Here is a 15,920-nt window from a genome sequence, read left to right as displayed (position 1 = left end):
GCGTCGCCAGGGCGCGATTAGCGCACGATGCTGACGCGCTTGCCCGACAGGGTGCGGCGGGCCGGGTCGCCATGCACGGTGATGCGGCCGGAACCGCTGGCACGGGCATTGACTTCATGCTGGACGGTGACGTCGATGTCGCCGGAGCCGTTGCTCGCCAGATAGGCAACGTCGCTGCGCAGCGACGCCAGGTTGATATCGCCCGAGCCATTCACGTTGGCATCGAGACGCTGCACGATGCCGCTGGCGCTGATGCTGCCCGAGCCATTGACGGCCACGTTGATGCGTTCGCCGCGCACGCTGCCCAGCTGGATGCTGCCCGAGCCGTTCTGCACCGCGTCCGTGTTGCCGCTGGCGAGGGCCGCCGCGTTGATGCTGCCGGAACCATTGTTGGCCACGTCGAAGCGTCCCACGCTACCCGACAGTTCGCTCTTCATCGAACCGCGCTGCTCCAGGCTGAAATCGTCGCCATTGAGGCCGCTGACCACCAGGCGGCCCGAGCCGGAGATGTTGATCTTCTTCAATTGTGGCGTCGTATAGATGACGTGGATACCATTGCTGCTGCGAATGTTCGTATCGCTCCAGATGCGCAGGGTGTTGCCGTTTACGTCGCTATGGATCAACGGTTGCAGATTGTTGTCCGCTTCGATCACCAGCGATGCCGCCGGGCCGACGCGCACGTCGATCTTGATATCGATGCGCTTCATGTTGTCGATGTCGAGCGCGTTGATGTTGCCGACCTGGCGCACGTCGCGGCTTGCTTGCCCGTTGCCCTGGATGGCATTGCCGCCCGATTCGGCATAGCGCACTTCGCCGTCGTTGGGGTTGATGACGATGGCGCAACCGCCGAGAACAACGGCACAGCACAGGGCCAGCAAGGTACGCATGGTGTTTCCTTTATGATTGTTTTAGTTCAGGACAAGAAAAAAGCCGGCTGCCGCGCCGCGGCTGCCGTGCTGTCGATGAGAAGATAGCAAGGCGGCACGGTGGTTTGAAGGGAAATGCGATGAACTGCGCAAAATGGGGGCTGAAACGCATTCTGGCTCACCCGTTACCGAAGGTCAGGGCGGCAAAGGGCGGTGCCGCCGACCCTGGCGCGGAGGGTACAATACGGGGAGTTGACAGCCTGGCCAAGTGTCTTGCGTGGTGGTACGGCCAGCGCTTGACCTTGACGGTAGACCGGTCTACCATTAATGACTCAAAAGTAAGTTACTTGGAAAGACACATGCAAGCCCCGATTGATACCAAGCCCCGCTGGGAGCGGCGCAAGGATGCCCGCCCGCAGGAACTGCTCGCCGCCGCCCTCGACCTGTTTGTCGAACGGGGCTTCGCATCGACGCGCCTGGAGGATGTGGCCAAGCGGGCCGGCGTGTCGAAAGGCACGCTGTACCTGTACTTTGAGAACAAGCAAGAGCTGTTCAAGGCCGTGGTGCGCGACAATATTGTGCAGTCGATCGGCGAGGCGGAAGACAGCATGGCCGCCTCGGACAGCAGCAGTGCCGAGTTGTTGCGCAAGGTGATGATGCAGTGGTGGGAAGAGTTCGGCGCCACCAAGTTGGCCGGCTTGACCAAGCTGATGCTGGCCGAAGCGAACAATTTCCCGGAACTGGCGCAGTTTTACAACGAAGAAGTTGTTACGCGCGGCAATGGGCTGATCGTCAGCCTGCTGGAACGGGGCATGCAGCGGGGCGAATTCCGCCAGGTCGATCCCGTGCTGGTCAGTACCATCCTCAGCGCGCCCGTCACCATGCTGATGATGTGGACGCATTCCTTCCTGCCGTGCGAGGTCAAGAACATCGATCCGATCGCCTATATGGATGCCTTTATCGACATGAGCTTGCGCAGTCTGCAGGTGGAGGCGCCCGGGAAAAGTTGACATGCCGAGCTAGCCTCTACCGTTCAGTTGCCCCTTTTCCAAGGTTCGCCCCCTCAAATCTGCAGATCGTCGCAAATTTCCTCCATTCCCCGTCTTTATGGTTAACATGTGCTTTCAGCCAGTTCAACGATAAAATGGCGGATTATTACTTCACTTACCGAGTCCAAAGATGAATATCGAACAAGCCCGCTTCAATATGATCGAACAGCAGATCCGTCCATGGGACGTACTGGATATCGACGTATTGGAGCTGTTGAATGTGGTCAAGCGTGAAGATTTCGTGCCGGCCGCCTATAAAAACCTGGCCTTCGTCGATACCGAAATCCCACTGGGCGGCGGCGAATGCATGTTGACGCCGAAGCTGGAAGCGCGCATTTTGCAAGACGTAGCCGTCAAAAAGCATGAAAATGTACTGGAGATCGGCACCGGCAGCGGCTACATGGCGGCTTTGCTGGCGCACAAGGCGCGTCATGTGACGAGCGTGGAAATCGTTCCCCAATTGAAAACCCTGGCCGAACAGACCCTGGCCGCCAACGGCGTGACGAACGTCACCGTGGAACTGGGCGATGGCGCGCAAGGCTGGAGCAAGGGCGCACCGTATGACGTGATCGTCGTGTCCGGCGCCCTGGCAGTGTTGCCGGAAGCACTGTTGCAACAAGTGAAAGTCGGCGGCCGCATCCTGGCCATCATCGGGGAAGCGCCGATCATGTCGGCCCACCTGATCACGCGCAGCTCGGACAAGGCTTACGACACGCGCAAGCTGTTTGAAACCAATGTCACGCCGCTGCAAGCCGTGGCACCGTCGCATTTCCAGTTCTAAGGCGACCGATTCGATGGAGCATTTGAGTGCACCGCAGCTGGCCGCCTGGCTGGCTGACCCTTCCCGCCCGCGTCCGTTTTTGCTGGATGTGCGGGAACAGTGGGAGTTCGACCTGTGCCACCTCGACGGTGCCACCCTGATGCAGATGAACTCCATTCCTGCGCGCATCGATGACCTCGATGAAGACGCCGAGATCGTCTGCATCTGCCATCACGGCATGCGCAGCATGCAAGTGGCGGCCTTCCTGGAGCGCAATGGTTTTGGCAAGATCAGTAATTTGACGGGCGGCGTGCATGCCTGGGCGCTGCAAGTCGACAGCGCGATGCCTAAATACTAAGTTATTTTGCAGTAGATGCACCCAGGCATGTTTTCCTGCATGCCTGCGGAGGCCTGTACCCCGCTCACCCGGCGGGCGCAAGGCAAGCGGTAGCAGATTTTTGATTCCATCAACTTTTGACGACTCCAACGGAGAAATGCAATGCGGAAACCCCTTATCGCCGTGCTGATGACCAGCGCCTTTGTCTCGATGACATACTCGCTGCAAGCGCAGGCGGCCGATCTCATCCAGGTGTACCAGCAGGCGCTGGCCAATGACGCGCAGTATGCGAGCGCGCGGGCGGCCCTGTCGGCCGGGATGGAGCGGGTTCCGCAGGGGCTGGCAGGCTTGCTGCCGCAAATCTCCGCCTCGGGCAGCAATACGCGCGGCAATCAGGAACAGATCGTCCAGAACAATGGCGGCAACAAGATCACTTCGCCATCCGTGAACGTGCGCACGAACAGCTACAACCTGACCCTGGCGCAGCCGCTGTTCCGCTGGGACCGCTGGGAAACCTATCAGCAAAGCAAGCTGGCGCAAGCGATTGCGGAAGCGCAATTTGCGCAAGTCCAGCAAGACCTGATCACCCGCGTGGCGCAGGCGTATTTCGACGTGCTGAGCGCGCAGGACAACCTGGGCGCCACGCAGGCGCAAAAGGTCGCCACGACGGAGCAGCTGGCATCGGCCAAGCGCAACTTCGAAGTCGGCACGCAAACGATTACCGACACGCACGAAGCGCAGGCGGCCTACGATCTGGTGGTGGCGCAGGAGTTTGCTGCCATCAATGACCTGGCCAACAAGCGCAGCGCCTTGCAAACCATCATCGGCGAGGCGCCAACGAATCTGGCGCCGATGCGCACGGGCGTGGTCATCAGCGCGCCGGAACCGGCTGCCGTCGAGCCGTGGGTATCATCCGCCGAAGAGCAGAACTATGGCGTCGTCACGGCCCAGTTCAACGTGGAATCGGCCAAGCGCGACATCGGCCGCAACCGCGCCGGCCACTACCCGACCCTGGACCTGATCGCCAACACGGGCCATAGCTACACTTCCGGTGGCGGCAATGGCAGCGGCAATAACAACAATGCCATCGGCGTGCAGTGGAGCATCCCGATCTTCAGCGGCTTTGCTGTCACCAGCAAGGTGCGCGAATCGATCGCGCTGGAAAACAAGGCCCGCAACGACCTGGAAACGGCACGCCGCACGGCATCGCAAGGCGCGCGCCAGGCTTTCCTCGGCGTTAATAGCGGCCTGGCGCAAGTCAAGGCGCTGGAAGCGGCGGAAGTGTCGAGCAAGTCGGCGCTGGAGTCGAACCAGCTCGGCTATCAAGTGGGCGTGCGCATCAATATCGACGTCTTGAATGCGCAGAAACAATTGTTCTCGACACAAAAAGATCTGTCGAAAGCCCGCTACGACACCATCATGAACGGCTTGCGCCTGAAGGCAGCAGCCGGCACCCTGAAGGAAACGGATTTGATGCCGGTGAATGCCTTGCTCGACAAGTAAGCGCGGTCTTGCTGTCAACTTCAAATAAAACCAGCACCGGCAGCGGCGCTGGTTTTTTTTCGTCTTGACGTGCTTTCACACGGTGCGGGTATTGGCGACTTGCGTCACGATCACGCCGGCCACCACCAGCCCCGCACCGGCCCAGTGCAGCGGCGAAATATGCTTGACGGCAAAGCCCAGCAAGCCGTAGCGGTCGATGGCCAGCGCGGCCAGCATTTGCCCGCCGATGACGGCCGCCATGAAGGGGCCGGACCCCATGCGTGGCGCCAGCATCAGCGCGGCCGTAATATAGAACACGCCGGCCGCGCCGCCCAGCCAGGACCAGCCCGGCCCGCGCATGGCGAGACTGACATCGGGCGCCGGCACCCGCCAGACCAGCATCACGAGCGAAGCGAGCACTGCGCTGACGGCCAGCGAGGCGAGGGTGGCCCACAGCGGGTGGCCCAGGTTGCGGCCCAGCGCGGCATTCGCGCCCGCCTGGAAGGGGACGACGGCGCCGGCCAGCATGGCCAGCGGGGCAAATACGGTAATCCATGCATGCATGTGCGACTCCCACAGTTGAGTTGATGGGGGCATCGTATTATGCTGTGATGATTAAATCCAATTCGTAGTTTGTCATCCAACTATGCACCAAATGAATAATTTGCGCGCCGTCGATTTGAACTTGCTGGTGATCCTGGATGCGCTGCTCAGCGAGCGCCATTTGTCGCGCGCAGCCGAACGCTTGCACATGAGCCAGCCTGCCGTCAGCCATGCGCTGGCCCGCTTGCGCCACCTGCTCGGCGATCCGCTGCTGCTGCGCGGCAAGGGCGGCTTCCAGCCGACGGCGCGGGCTTTGGAATTGGCGCGGCCACTGGCCGAAGCCTTGCAAAGCGTGCGCTCGGTGCTGGGCGGTGCCGTCTTCGAGGCGGTCACGGCGCAGCGCGTGTTTCGCCTGGCCATGTCGGATTACGGCGCGGCGTTGATCCTACCCCGCCTGTTGCGCCGCTTGCGCGTGGACGCGCCCGGCATCGACCTGGCCATCAGTTACGCCAGCCGTCCGGCCGTGATCGCTGGCGTGCAGGATGGCGAGATCGACCTGGCGCTCGGTGTGTTCCCGCAACTGCCCGAGCAGCTCCATAGAGAAACCTTATTCGAGGAAACGTTCGTGTGCGCGCTCGATCCGGCCAGCCTGGCGGCCGGTGAAATGCTGAGCTTGGAAACCTACCTGGCGCGCCCGCACGTGCTGGTGGCATCCAGCGAGGGCGGCATGGCGGCCGAAGTCGACGCGGCCCTGGCGCAACTGGGACAGACGCGCCGCATCGCCGTGCGTGTGCCGTACTGGACGGTCGCACCGGACGTCGTGATGGGAACGGACTTGATCCTGACGGTGGCGCGGCGCGCCTTGCAGGGCAGCGCGGCGCAAGGGCTGGCGCAGTACGCTGCGCCATTTACCATCGCGCCGTTTGCGTTTGAAGTGATACGGCACCGCCGCACGGACGGCGATGCGGGCATCGCCTGGCTGCGCGCAGCCATTGCACAGGCCGCTGAGCCAGGCTGAGGTATTACAGGCCGCCGCCCTGGCCGTCGAACTTGCGCTCGATCAATTCGATCTTGTAGCCGTCCGGGTCGGTGATGAAGGCGATGACCGTGTTGCCACCTTTCACGGGACCCGGTTCGCGCGTGACGTTGCCGCCATTTGCGCGTGCCGCGTCGCACGCGGCGACGATGTCGTCAGCCGAGATGGCGATGTGGCCGTAGGCCGTGCCCAGCTCATAGCTGGTGGTGCCATAGTTATACGTCAGTTCCAGTTCCGCGTGGTCGGGATTCGAGCCATAGCCGACGAAGGCCAGCGTGTACTGATATTCCGGGTTGTCGCTGGTGCGCAGCAATGTCATGCCCAGGACCTTGGTGTAAAAATCGATGGAGCGCTGCAGGTCGCCGACCCGTAACATGGTGTGCAAAATACGCATCGTAAATCCTTGATGATGATAGGGGAATGGCAGGATTTTATGCGTTTTACGGCTTTCTTGCCGAGACCGCCCCAGCTGTCCTGGTGCAGGACAGCTGGGGACGGTGACGTTAGTGCCGCTGGATTTACTCCAGATGGGCATCCAGCGTGATTTCCGTGGCCAGCAACTTGGACACGGGGCAGCCGAGCTTGGCGCGCAGGGCCGCATCCTGGAACGCTTCTTCCGTGGCGCCGGGAATGCTGGCCACCAGGGTCAGGTGCACGGCCGTGATGGCATAGCTGCCATCGATTTTTTCCAGGCTGACATCGGCCGTGGTTTTCAGTGCCGTGGCACGCAAGCCCGCTTCGCCCAGTTGACCGGACAGGGCCATGGTGAAGCAGGCCGCATGGGCCGCGCCGATCAGTTCTTCCGGATTGCTGCCGGGACCGTCTTCAAAGCGTGTGTTGAAGCCATATGCCACATTGTCGAGCGCGCCGCTTTGGGTGGAAATAAACCCTTTGCCATCCTTAAGGCCGCCACTCCAGACGGCTGATCCTGTTTTTTTCATGATGTACTCCTTGCGTGGTTCGAGCGTCCATCATGCGCGCCAGGGCTTGGCGCTTCCGTTCGTTGCGTCACACAGGGGGCGCATGCGCGGCACGGGGCAGGGCCGCTCACGGCGCCGGCGTCACGCGCCAGATGACATTGCCCACGTCGTCCGCCACCAGCAGCGCGCCCGCCTTGTCGACCGCCACGCCGACGGGGCGCCCCTGCGCCTTGCCATTGCTGTCGAGGAAACCGGCGATGACGTCCTGCGGCGGGCCGCTGGGCACGCCGTTGGCGAATGGCACATAAATGACTTTGTAGCCGCTGAAGGGCTTGCGGTTCCACGAGCCGTGCTGGCCGATGAAGGCACCGCCCCGGTAGCGTTCCGGCAGCAAGGCGCCGTCATAGAACGCCAGTCCCAGCGAAGCCGTGTGTGCGCCCAGCGCGTAGTCGGGCGCGATGGCGGTGGCCACCAGTTCGGGGCGCGGCGGCTTGACCCGCGCATCGACGTGCTGGCCGAAATAACTGTAGGGCCAGCCATAGAAACCTCCGTCCTTGACGGACGTCATGTAATCGGGCACCAGATCGTTGCCCAGCTCGTCGCGTTCATTGACGGCCGTCCAGAGGGCGCCCGTTTTGGGTTGCCAGGCCATGCCGTTCGGATTGCGCAAGCCCGTCGCATACACGCGTGCCTTGCCCGTGGCGCGCGTGACTTGCCAGATCGCGGCGCGGCCATCTTCGGCCGCCATGCCGTTCTCGCCCACATTGCTGTTCGAACCGACGGATACATAGAGAAATTTGCCGTCGGCGCTGGCGACGATGTTCTTGGTCCAGTGGTGATTGATGGGGCCACCTGGCAAATCCATCACCTTGACGCCTGGCGCCGTGATGGCCGTCTGGCCTTCCTTATAAGGAAAACGCATCAAGGCATCGGCATTCGCGACATACAGATCGTTGCCCACCAGGGCCATGCCAAATGGCGAATGCAAGCCTTGCAGAAACACGCTGCGCGTCTGCGCCACGCCGTTGCCATCCGTGCCGCGCAGCAGGGTGATGCGGTTGGCGCTGGGCGTGGCCGCGCCCGCTTTTTTCATCTGCATCTGCATGATGGCGCCCTTGATGCCCTTGCTGTCGTCCGGTTTCGGCGGCGCATTCGTTTCCGCCACCAGCACGTCGCCATTCGGCAGCACGTACAGCCATCGCGGATGGTCGAGGTCGCGCGCATATGCATGGATGGCCAGGCCGGCCGCGACCACGGGGCGCTGTGCGGCCGTCCAGCGCTGCACGGGCGCTACGTTGACGGTGGGAATCAGTTGCTTGTCAGGCGCAGGCAGGGCGGGTTGCGGGCCAAAGCCCACGGGCATGGCGGGCGCCTGGGCGTGGGCGACCGTGGTGCCGCAGGCAGCGGCCACCAAGAATGAACAGACATAACGGTGCATGGCGTACTCCATAACACTAGCAATGCGGGCAGCGGCGCGTGACAGTTGGAGTCAGCGCGCCTTCTTTGGTTCCAGCTGCGCGTCGGGACGGGCCTGTTTCGGTTCGGCCGGCTTGACCTTTTCCACGCCGGGCTGGGCGCGCCGATCCGTATCGACCAGGCCCTGTTCCAGGTCGCTGGCCGCCTGTTGCATGATTTTGCGCGGGCCTGCGTTTTGCGCATCGGGGGACTCGTCACGCTCGTGCGGCAGGCGGTCGACGCCGTCATTCTTGACCTTTTCATCGGTATTGATCTTGCGTTCACTTGGTGGGGTATGCATATGGCCTCCTGGCAGTAAAGTGAAACCAGTGTCCCGCCGCGCCAGGCCGCCTGCAAGCGGATTTGTCCATGCAGGGAGCGCTGGCGCACGCATGGATGAATCTTTTTCTGCGCTACACTGCGTGCAACACCAAGAACGCCCCTTGCGGGCACACGGCAGCCGCACTATACTGTGCATATATACAGTATCATGCGATGCCGGCGTGCGACGCGACATTCTGGGGCGGTTTGCCACCGAATTTACTACCGAGACTCTTATGCCCGTCGATACACCCGCCGAACAGCCAGCCGCGCACTCGCCAGCCCCGGGCGAACGCTTCAACCTGGGCGCCAAGACCATCGCCCTGGTCGTGCGCCAGAATACGGATGGCATTGCCGAACCCGTGAAAAGCATCGTCGATTTCCTGCAAGTGCTGGGCCACACGGTGGTCTTTGAGGCGGAGACGGCCGCGCATCTGAACCTGGCGTTTCCCGGCGTGCGCGCCATGTCGCCGGCCGAGATCGGCGCCGCCGCCGATTGCGCCATCGTCATGGGTGGCGACGGCACCATGCTGGGCATTGCGCGCCAGCTGGCGCCATTCGACGTACCCTTGATCGGCATCAATCAAGGACGCTTGGGTTTCATGACCGATATCCCGCTCGAGCGCATGCTGCCCGTGCTGGCGCAAATTCTCGGTGGCCGCTTCAAGGCCGAACGCCGTACCTTGCTTGAAGGCAGCGTGCTGCGCGACGGTGAGTCGATTCACGTGGGCATGGCCGTCAACGATGTCGTCGTCTCGCGCGGCGCCGGTGCCGGCATGGCCGAATTGCGCGTCGAGGTCGATGGCCACTTCATGTACAACCAGCGTTCGGATGGCTTGATCATTTCCACGCCCACGGGCTCGACCGCGTATTCGCTGTCGGCCGGCGGCCCATTGCTGCACCCGACCCTGGGCGGCATCGTGCTCGTGCCGATCGCCCCGCATGCGTTGTCGAACCGCCCCATCGTCCTGCCCGACTCCAGCCAGATCGTCGTGGAAATCGTGCGCGGGCGCGATATCAGCGTCAATTTCGACATGCAGACCTTTGCCAGCCTGGTGCAGCAAGACCGCATCCTCATCCGCCGTTCGCCGCATACGATTACCTTCCTGCATCCGGAAGGGTGGAGTTACTACAACACCCTGCGTGAAAAGTTGCACTGGAATGAGTACCCGTCGGGCGAGGGCAAGCTCAGCTAACTAGTTTTCTCTACGTCAACCCGCGGTGCGCCGCCTAACCACAGAAGCCATGCTCCATACACTGTCCATCCGCGATTTTGTCATTGTCGATACCATTGAACTGGAATTTTCCGCCGGCTTCAGCGTGCTGACGGGCGAGACGGGCGCCGGCAAGTCCATCCTCATCGATGCGCTGACCCTGGCGCTGGGCGGGCGCGGCGACGCCAGCGTGGTGCGTGAAGGCGCGGCCAAGGCCGACATCACGGCCGATTTCTCCGTCAGCGAAGTGGCGCAGGCCTGGCTGGTGGCGCATGAATTCGCCAACGACGATGGCGGCGCCCTGTTGCGCCGCGTGATAGACAATGCGGGCCGCTCGAAGGCGTATATCAACGGCATCCCCGCTACGGCCGCGCAGCTGCGCGAACTGGGCGACATGCTGGTCGACATCCACGGCCAGCACGCGCACCAGTCCCTGCTGAAAAGCGAAGCGCAGCGCGCCTTGCTCGATGGCCAGGCGACGGCGCGCGAAGCGGGCGCGGAACAGGATGCGCGGCAAGTGGCGGCCCTGCACAAGCGCTGGCGCGCCCTCGTGCGCCAGCGCGAAGAATTCGAAACCAACGCCGCCAACGTGCTGTACGAGCGCGAACGCCTGGAATGGCAAGTGGGAGAACTGGAAAAGCTGGCCGCCAAGCCCGGTGAATGGACGGACATCACGAACGAGCACAGCCGCCTGTCGCATGCGGCCAGCCTGCTGGAAGGGGCGCAGGAAGCCCTGTCGACTATTTCCGAGTCGGAAGACCACCCGATCGTGTCGCAACTGTCGGCCCTGAACCAGAAGCTGGGCAAGCTCGTCTCCGTCGACGCGGAATTGCAGCCGATTGTCGACCTGATCGAATCGTCGCGCATCCAGTTGCAGGAATCCGTGTACGCGCTGAACAATTACCTGGACCGGGTCGAGCTGGATCCGGAGCGCCTGCACCAGCTCGACGCGCGCATGGAAGCCATGCACAGCACGGCCCGCAAATTCCGCGTCACACCGGAAGAATTACCCGAGGAACACGCGAAGCTGTCGGAAAAGCTGCAGCACCTGGCCGACGCTTCCGACATCGAAGGCTTGCTGCGGCAGGAAGCGAAGATCGAGGCCGAGTACCGCAGCGTGGCCGAGCGCTTGTCCGACACGCGCCGCGCCGCCGCCCTGGAACTGGGGCACGCCGTCACGCGTGCCATGCAGGAATTGAGCATGACGGGCGGCAGCTTTGAAATCGCCCTGCACCCGTGCGAGCCGGCCGCCCACGGGCTCGAACAGGTCGAGTTTCTCGTCGCCGGTCATGCGGGCACGGCGCCCCGCTCGCTGGCGAAAGTCGCGTCCGGTGGCGAACTGGCGCGCATCGCGCTGGCCATCTCCGTCATCACCTCGCACGCCACCACCACGCCGACCCTGATCTTCGACGAGGTCGACAGCGGCATCGGCGGCGCCGTCGCCGAAGTCGTGGGCCGCCTGTTGAAACGCCTGGGGCAGGGACGCCAAGTGCTGTGCGTGACCCACTTGCCGCAAGTGGCCAGCCAGGCGAATCAGCATTTCCAGGTGGCAAAAAGCACCCTGGACAATGGCAAGACGGCATCGCGCATCGACATGCTCGACGCCAAGGCCAGGGTGGAGGAAGTGGCGCGCATGCTGGGCGGCCTGGAAATCACGGCCACCACGCGCAAGCATGCACGCGAGTTGCTGGCGATTTAGACGCAGGCTTAAATCCGGGGTCAGACCCCCGGATGCGTTAGCGCTGAGCTTGGCGTTAGCGGCATTGAGGGTCTGACCCCAGTGCCTCGCTATTAACTCAATGCAACTATAATAACTGGCTATCCATCCAACGCCTTCGAAGAGCCTTCATGTCATTTCAAACAGAACCTCCGTACACGCATGGCAGCATCGACCGCAGCGCCGTGGTGCTGGTCAACCTGGGCACGCCCGATGCGCCGACGTCGTCGGCCGTGCGGCGCTACCTGAAGCAATTTTTGTCGGATCCCCGCGTGGTGGAGATTCCCCGCATCGTCTGGTGGTTCATTTTGAACCTGATCATTTTGCCCTTCCGCTCCGGCCAGTCGGCCAAGAAATACGCGTCGATCTGGACGCGCGAAGGTTCGCCCCTGAAAGTGCACACGCAAAAGCAAGCCAAGTTGCTGGCCGGCGCCCTGGCCGAGCGGGGTCACGACGGCGTGACGGTGGCCATGGCCATGCGCTACGGTTCGCCTTCCTTGCCCGAGGTGCTGGCCAGGCTGAAAAGCGAAGGCTGCGAGCGCATCGCCATCCTGCCTGCCTATCCGCAATACTCGGGCACGACGACGGGTTCCATCTACGACGCCGTGTTTGCCCATTACGCCCACGTGCGCAATGTGCCGGAATTGCGCTTTATCAAGCAGTATCACGAGCACGACACGTATATCGACGCCTTGCGCGACTCCGTGCTGAACCACTGGGAAGCGCATGGCCGTCCGGAAAAACTGGTGATGAGTTTTCATGGCGTGCCCAAGCGCACCCTGCTGCTGGGCGATCCCTACCACTGCCAATGCCTGAAAACGGCACGCCTGCTGGCGGAAAAGTTGAAGTTAAGTAAAGAGCAATACGTGGTGACTTTCCAGTCGCGCTTTGGCAAAGCCGAGTGGCTGCAGCCGTACACGGCGCCCACTCTCGTGGCGCTGGCGCAACAGGGCGTCAAGCGCGTCGACCTGCTGTGTCCCGGCTTTACCAGCGATTGCCTGGAAACGCTGGAAGAGATCGCCATGGAAGCCAAGCATGATTTTGAAACGGCCGGCGGCCAGCAGTTTCATTACATCGCTTGCTTGAACGAAACACCCGCCTGGATCGCAGGCATGGCGGAAATTGCGGAACAGCACATGATTGGCTGGCCGACGATGAAGACGGTACCGCAGCGCGAAGCGGACAAGAAAGCGGGCGAGCAGGCGCGCACGGCGGCACTGGCGCTGGGCGCGACCAACTGACAACTGCTTTTTCGCCATCTAAAAGCCGCGCTTGCGCGGCTTTGTCATGTCTGGCGCGGCCAAGGGGCTTTCCAAATAGCAACACCGCCAGTGGCGATGGCCGCGGCGGGGCTGGTAGAATGCCCGCTTTGCCATGGGAAGCCTGGAAAATCAAGGGGCGGGCGCACGCATCGCTGGCCGAAATGGGTAGCGTTTTGTAATAAGCTGTAACATGGATCGCTGTAATCCTGGTTTTGCCACGGATACCCCTTGAAACAATAGGATATAGCCCCATCTGCCCGTTAGTGTTGTAAAGATAGTTAGACTAACTCATTTAAGTCATTGATTGTAGGAGCTTTTCAGATGCAAGATCAGGAAAACCAAGCTGTACCTAATCCGCAAGCGGACGCCGCGGCGACTGCCCCATCGACTCCCGCAGAGCCTACTTTGGAAGAGCAGCTGGCGAGTACCGAAGCGCGTCTTGCAGAGATGCACGATGCCTTCATGCGCGCCAAGGCCGATGGTGAAAATATCCGCCGCCGCGCGCAGGAAGATGTTGCTAAAGCGCATAAATTCGCAGTGGAAAGCTTTGCCGAAGCCATGGTGCCGGTGAAAGACAGCCTGGAAACGGCGCTGACGGTGGAAGCACCGACCATCGAATCGCTGAAAGAAGGCGTCGAGATGACCCTGAAGCAACTGAACGCCGCGTTCGAGCGCAACCGCCTGGTGGAAGTGTTGCCAGTGCAGGGCGAGAAGCTCGATCCGATGAAACACCAGGCTGTTGCCGTGGTGCCAGCAGAGCAGGAAGCCAATACCATCGTGTCAGTCCTGCAAAAGGGCTATATGATTGCGGACCGCCTGCTGCGTCCAGCCATTGTCACGACCGCGCAAGCAAAATAATCAGAGGGCGGCATCAAGCAAGCCTTGAAACCATGCCGCTTTGCCACATATAAGAACCATCTGAAATCTAGCAAATAAAAGGAAATAAATCATGGGTAGAATTATCGGTATCGATCTGGGAACCACGAATTCCTGCGTTTCCATCATGGAAAACGGTCAACCAAAGGTAATCGAAAACGCTGAAGGCGCACGCACGACGCCGTCGATTATTGCTTATCAAGAAGATGGCGAAATTCTCGTCGGCGCGCCAGCGAAACGCCAGGCCGTGACCAATCCGAAAAACACGCTGTACGCAGTCAAGCGTCTGATCGGTCGCAAGTTCGACGAAAAAGAAGTTCAAAAAGACATCGCGCTGATGCCGTACCAAATCATGAAAGCCGACAACGGCGATGCATGGATCGGCGTACGCGACAAAAAACTGGCGCCGCCGCAAATTTCGGCTGAAGTCCTGCGCAAGATGAAGAAAACGGCAGAAGACTACCTCGGTGAAGAAGTCACCGAAGCCGTCATCACCGTGCCTGCGTACTTCAACGACTCGCAGCGTCAAGCCACCAAGGATGCCGGCCGTATCGCTGGCCTGGACGTCAAGCGCATCATCAACGAGCCAACCGCGGCAGCGCTGGCATTCGGCCTGGACAAGACCGAAAAAGGCGACCGTAAAATCGCCGTGTATGACTTGGGTGGCGGTACGTTCGACGTGTCGATCATCGAAATCGCAGATGTTGATGGCGAGAAACAATTTGAAGTGCTGTCGACCAACGGCGACACCTTCCTGGGCGGCGAAGACTTCGACCAACGCGTCATCGATTACATCATCGACGAGTTCAAGAAGATCAACGGCATCGACCTGAAAAAAGATCCGATCGCCCTGCAGCGCATCAAGGCTTCGGCCGAGCGCGCGAAGATCGAATTGTCGTCGTCGCAGCAAACCGAGATCAACGAGCCGTACATCGCCATGGCGAACGGCGCACCGGTCCACTTGAACCTGAAGATGACCCGCGCCAAGCTGGAATCGCTGGTGGAAGAGCTGATCACGGCCACGATGGAACCATGCCGCATCGCTATCAAAGATGCTGGCGTGAAAGTGTCGGACATCGATGACATCATCCTGGTCGGCGGTATGACGCGTATGCCGAAGGTGCAGGAAAAAGTGAAGGAATTCTTCGGCAAGGATCCACGCAAGGACGTGAACCCGGACGAAGCCGTCGCCGTGGGCGCAGCGATTCAAGGTTCGGTCCTGTCGGGCGAACGCAAGGACTTGCTGTTGCTGGACGTTACTCCTCTGTCCCTGGGTATCGAAACCCTGGGCGGCGTGATGACCAAGATGATCCACAAAAACACGACGATTCCGACCAAGTTCAGCCAAGTCTTCTCGACGGCCGACGACAACCAGCCTGCGGTGACCATCAAGGTCTTCCAGGGTGAGCGTGAAATCGCCGCCGGCAACAAGGGTCTGGGCGAATTCAATCTGGAAGGCATCCCGCCAGCATCGCGCGGCACGCCACAGATCGAAGTGACCTTCGACATCGACGCCAACGGCATCTTGCATGTCGGCGCGAAAGACAAGGCCACCGGCAAGGAAAACAAGATCACGATCAAGGCCAATTCCGGCTTGACCGAGGCTGAAATCCAGAAGATGGTGAAAGACGCCGAGTTGAACGCGGAAGAAGACAAGAAGGTCAAAGAATTGGCCGAGTCGCGCAACCAGGCCGATGCTCTGGTACACTCGACCCGGAAATCCTTGACCGAATACGGCGACAAGCTGGATGCGGGCGAGAAAGAGAAGATCGAAGCGGCGATCACCGACCTGGAAGCAAGCATCAAGGCGGGCGACAAGGCTGAGATCGACGCCAAGGTGGAAGCACTGTCGAGCGCATCGCAGAAACTGGGCGAAAAAATGTATGCCGACATGCAAGCGCAGCAAGCTGCCGGCGGCGCGGAAGGTGCACAGCAAGCTGCTGGCGCATCGGACGCAGGCGCCAAGCAAGACGACGTTGTTGACGCTGACTTCAAAGAAGTCAAAGACAGCAAGTAATTGTCTTGCGCTCCCATGAACTGGGGGCAGCCGGGCTGAACGCTACATCGCGGGATTAGCCGCGA

The 15,920-nt window shown here is 61.2% G+C and carries 16 protein-coding genes; 10 read left to right on the top strand and 6 right to left on the bottom strand.

The window, feature by feature from the left end; translation table 11 throughout:
- Window positions 1–17: 17 nt before the first annotated feature.
- On the bottom strand, window positions 18–887 hold the full coding sequence (locus LSO07_RS27305; protein WP_151097301.1) for a head GIN domain-containing protein: 870 nt from the start codon (window positions 885–887) through the stop codon (window positions 18–20).
- 338 nt (window positions 888–1,225) lie between these two features.
- Between LSO07_RS27305 and LSO07_RS27300 the strand changes: the two genes are divergently transcribed.
- The 4 genes from LSO07_RS27300 to LSO07_RS27285 all read left to right on the top strand — a co-directional run bounded on the left by LSO07_RS27300 (window position 1,226) and on the right by LSO07_RS27285 (window position 4,515).
- Entirely contained in the window at window positions 1,226–1,876 is a 651-nt protein-coding gene (locus tag LSO07_RS27300; RefSeq protein ID WP_034788763.1) for a TetR/AcrR family transcriptional regulator, read from the top strand.
- 169 nt (window positions 1,877–2,045) lie between these two features.
- Window positions 2,046–2,696: a protein-L-isoaspartate O-methyltransferase family protein gene (locus LSO07_RS27295; RefSeq protein WP_034788761.1), complete on the top strand. Its 651-nt coding sequence runs from the start codon at window positions 2,046–2,048 to the stop codon at window positions 2,694–2,696.
- Window positions 2,697–2,709: 13 nt separating this feature from the next.
- A complete protein-coding gene (locus LSO07_RS27290; RefSeq protein ID WP_034788759.1) occupies window positions 2,710–3,033 on the top strand; it encodes a rhodanese-like domain-containing protein in 324 nt (107 codons plus the stop codon).
- Window positions 3,034–3,174: 141 nt separating this feature from the next.
- The gene (locus LSO07_RS27285; protein WP_070254684.1) at window positions 3,175–4,515 is read left to right on the top strand and encodes a TolC family outer membrane protein; all 1,341 of its coding nucleotides are present in this window, start codon (window positions 3,175–3,177) and stop codon (window positions 4,513–4,515) included.
- 75 nt (window positions 4,516–4,590) lie between these two features.
- Here LSO07_RS27285 and LSO07_RS27280 read toward each other — a convergent pair whose 3' ends face one another.
- Entirely contained in the window at window positions 4,591–5,058 is a 468-nt protein-coding gene (locus tag LSO07_RS27280) for a DMT family transporter (protein WP_151097299.1), read from the bottom strand.
- Window positions 5,059–5,149: 91 nt separating this feature from the next.
- Here LSO07_RS27280 and LSO07_RS27275 point away from each other — a divergent pair, with 91 nt between their 5' ends.
- Window positions 5,150–6,055: a LysR substrate-binding domain-containing protein gene (locus LSO07_RS27275; RefSeq protein ID WP_151097297.1), complete on the top strand. Its 906-nt coding sequence runs from the start codon at window positions 5,150–5,152 to the stop codon at window positions 6,053–6,055.
- 4 nt (window positions 6,056–6,059) lie between these two features.
- On the opposite strand, the gene gloA is transcribed toward LSO07_RS27275, so the two are convergent.
- From gloA to LSO07_RS27255, 4 genes are all read right to left on the bottom strand, one after another.
- Window positions 6,060–6,467 carry a lactoylglutathione lyase gene (gloA, locus tag LSO07_RS27270; RefSeq protein WP_071653386.1) on the bottom strand — a complete coding sequence of 136 codons (408 nt, stop codon included), beginning with the start codon at window positions 6,465–6,467 and terminating at the stop codon, window positions 6,060–6,062.
- 124 nt (window positions 6,468–6,591) lie between these two features.
- Window positions 6,592–7,014 carry an OsmC family protein gene (locus tag LSO07_RS27265; protein ID WP_034788746.1) on the bottom strand — a complete coding sequence of 141 codons (423 nt, stop codon included), beginning with the start codon at window positions 7,012–7,014 and terminating at the stop codon, window positions 6,592–6,594.
- Window positions 7,015–7,120: 106 nt separating this feature from the next.
- Window positions 7,121–8,431 (bottom strand): PQQ-dependent sugar dehydrogenase, encoded by a 1,311-nt coding sequence (locus LSO07_RS27260; protein WP_151097295.1) that lies wholly within the window; start codon window positions 8,429–8,431, stop codon window positions 7,121–7,123.
- 51 nt (window positions 8,432–8,482) lie between these two features.
- Window positions 8,483–8,749 (bottom strand): hypothetical protein, encoded by a 267-nt coding sequence (locus LSO07_RS27255; RefSeq protein ID WP_151097293.1) that lies wholly within the window; start codon window positions 8,747–8,749, stop codon window positions 8,483–8,485.
- 256 nt (window positions 8,750–9,005) lie between these two features.
- Here LSO07_RS27255 and LSO07_RS27250 point away from each other — a divergent pair, with 256 nt between their 5' ends.
- The 5 genes from LSO07_RS27250 to dnaK all read left to right on the top strand — a co-directional run bounded on the left by LSO07_RS27250 (window position 9,006) and on the right by dnaK (window position 15,855).
- Window positions 9,006–9,965, top strand: a complete 960-nt coding sequence (locus LSO07_RS27250; RefSeq protein ID WP_225317433.1) for an NAD kinase — start codon at window positions 9,006–9,008, stop codon at window positions 9,963–9,965.
- A 49-nt stretch (window positions 9,966–10,014) separates the two neighbouring features.
- On the top strand, window positions 10,015–11,682 hold the full coding sequence (gene recN, locus LSO07_RS27245; RefSeq protein WP_092607376.1) for a DNA repair protein RecN: 1,668 nt from the start codon (window positions 10,015–10,017) through the stop codon (window positions 11,680–11,682).
- Window positions 11,683–11,831: 149 nt separating this feature from the next.
- The gene (gene hemH, locus LSO07_RS27240) at window positions 11,832–12,941 is read left to right on the top strand and encodes a ferrochelatase (RefSeq protein ID WP_151097292.1); all 1,110 of its coding nucleotides are present in this window, start codon (window positions 11,832–11,834) and stop codon (window positions 12,939–12,941) included.
- A 342-nt stretch (window positions 12,942–13,283) separates the two neighbouring features.
- Complete coding sequence (gene grpE / locus LSO07_RS27235; protein WP_034788734.1) at window positions 13,284–13,820, top strand: nucleotide exchange factor GrpE; 537 nt, start codon at window positions 13,284–13,286, stop codon at window positions 13,818–13,820.
- 91 nt (window positions 13,821–13,911) lie between these two features.
- A complete protein-coding gene (gene dnaK, locus LSO07_RS27230) occupies window positions 13,912–15,855 on the top strand; it encodes a molecular chaperone DnaK (RefSeq protein WP_034745982.1) in 1,944 nt (647 codons plus the stop codon).
- The last annotated feature ends 65 nt before the right edge of the window (window positions 15,856–15,920 follow it).

The sequence above is a fragment of the Janthinobacterium sp. PLB04 genome (assembly GCF_021165895.1).
In the GTDB taxonomy this organism is placed as follows: Bacteria; Pseudomonadota; Gammaproteobacteria; order Burkholderiales; family Burkholderiaceae_D; genus Janthinobacterium; species Janthinobacterium lividum.
Note: the sequence above shows the minus strand (reverse complement) of the source record. Positions and strands in the feature narration are given on the sequence as shown.

Coding starts and splice junctions, on each gene's coding strand:
- recN (WP_092607376.1), top strand. CDS start 10,015: ATGCTCCATACACTGTCCATCCGCGATTTTGTCATTGTCGATACCATT.
- hemH (WP_151097292.1), top strand. CDS start 11,832: ATGTCATTTCAAACAGAACCTCCGTACACGCATGGCAGCATCGACCGC.
- gloA (WP_071653386.1), bottom strand. CDS start 6,467: ATGCGTATTTTGCACACCATGTTACGGGTCGGCGACCTGCAGCGCTCC.
- LSO07_RS27255 (WP_151097293.1), bottom strand. CDS start 8,749: ATGCATACCCCACCAAGTGAACGCAAGATCAATACCGATGAAAAGGTC.
- dnaK (WP_034745982.1), top strand. CDS start 13,912: ATGGGTAGAATTATCGGTATCGATCTGGGAACCACGAATTCCTGCGTT.
- LSO07_RS27285 (WP_070254684.1), top strand. CDS start 3,175: ATGCGGAAACCCCTTATCGCCGTGCTGATGACCAGCGCCTTTGTCTCG.
- LSO07_RS27265 (WP_034788746.1), bottom strand. CDS start 7,014: ATGAAAAAAACAGGATCAGCCGTCTGGAGTGGCGGCCTTAAGGATGGC.
- LSO07_RS27250 (WP_225317433.1), top strand. CDS start 9,006: ATGCCCGTCGATACACCCGCCGAACAGCCAGCCGCGCACTCGCCAGCC.
- LSO07_RS27290 (WP_034788759.1), top strand. CDS start 2,710: ATGGAGCATTTGAGTGCACCGCAGCTGGCCGCCTGGCTGGCTGACCCT.
- LSO07_RS27295 (WP_034788761.1), top strand. CDS start 2,046: ATGAATATCGAACAAGCCCGCTTCAATATGATCGAACAGCAGATCCGT.
- LSO07_RS27260 (WP_151097295.1), bottom strand. CDS start 8,431: ATGCACCGTTATGTCTGTTCATTCTTGGTGGCCGCTGCCTGCGGCACC.
- LSO07_RS27275 (WP_151097297.1), top strand. CDS start 5,150: ATGAATAATTTGCGCGCCGTCGATTTGAACTTGCTGGTGATCCTGGAT.
- grpE (WP_034788734.1), top strand. CDS start 13,284: ATGCAAGATCAGGAAAACCAAGCTGTACCTAATCCGCAAGCGGACGCC.
- LSO07_RS27300 (WP_034788763.1), top strand. CDS start 1,226: ATGCAAGCCCCGATTGATACCAAGCCCCGCTGGGAGCGGCGCAAGGAT.
- LSO07_RS27280 (WP_151097299.1), bottom strand. CDS start 5,058: ATGCATGCATGGATTACCGTATTTGCCCCGCTGGCCATGCTGGCCGGC.
- LSO07_RS27305 (WP_151097301.1), bottom strand. CDS start 887: ATGCGTACCTTGCTGGCCCTGTGCTGTGCCGTTGTTCTCGGCGGTTGC.